Source organism: Achromobacter sp. SIMBA_011 (genome assembly GCF_046535435.1).
Lineage (GTDB): Bacteria > Pseudomonadota > Gammaproteobacteria > Burkholderiales > Burkholderiaceae_B > Achromobacter > Achromobacter dolens.
The window spans coordinates 1-333 of sequence record NZ_JAWRWN010000179.1 but is presented as its reverse complement, the minus strand read 5'-3'; the positions used below and the strand labels follow the sequence as shown (position 1 = coordinate 333).

The window sequence follows — 333 nt, the reverse complement described above, 5'->3', positions numbered from 1 at the left end:
ATGACTGTCCAGGAAACGAGCCGACCTGGCCGCCGTTGATGCGATAAAAACTCTCCAGCGTGAAGACAGCTTTCATACCCCCGCCCAGCTCCTCTGTACCGGACATCCCCCAGTACGAAGTCGTCATCCCGCCAGAACCGACTTGCCACGCATTGCCGGCAGCACCGGCGGGATGCACTTCGCCAACGAACGCGTCCGCTAGCCCATACAACGAGACCGATGACTGCGCATGCGCGATCCCGGTACAGGTGCACACGCCCAACACGACAGCCAACTTACCCACGCTTCCCCGAAATCTTCTTGTCTGCATGACGTCTCCTTCCTCTTTGTGAT

General features: G+C 58.9%; 1 protein-coding gene. It reads right to left on the bottom strand.

Going from position 1 to position 333, the window contains the following annotated elements; genetic code table 11:
- Positions 1-310 (bottom strand): porin (locus SB816_RS30465; protein WP_410548048.1); only part of this gene is annotated, 310 nt, incomplete at its 3' end.
- Positions 311-333 lie beyond the last annotated feature (23 nt).